The sequence below is a fragment of the Bacillus cereus group sp. BfR-BA-01316 genome, from assembly GCF_022664195.1.
GTDB lineage: Bacteria > Bacillota > Bacilli > Bacillales > Bacillaceae_G > Bacillus_A.
Genome location: NZ_JAKUGX010000159.1, coordinates 1 through 211, shown reverse-complemented (window position 1 = coordinate 211; position 211 = coordinate 1). Strand labels below are relative to the sequence as shown.

Genomic DNA, 211 nt, shown 5'->3' with positions numbered 1-211 from the left:
CCATGGAGACGACAGGAAACAGCCTCAGCAGGTAGTGCTTCAACAACTGGGGGCATTACGGCGGTGTCAAGAATCCCAAACAGCATGGAAGTATGGTGGATTGGAGCAAATGGTTCCGTGCAGGATGCTTTCTGGTATGAAGGGCAACCATGGAGACGACAGGAAATAGCTCCAGCAGGTAGTGCTTCAACTAGTTAATTCTTAAAAAAAA

At 47.9% G+C, this 211-nt stretch carries 1 pseudogene; it reads left to right on the top strand.

The annotated features are described in order from the left end of the window. A pseudogene (locus MR071_RS25365) lies at positions 1-198 on the top strand (PLL family lectin); the annotation flags it as partial. Positions 199-211: the final 13 nt, after the last annotated feature.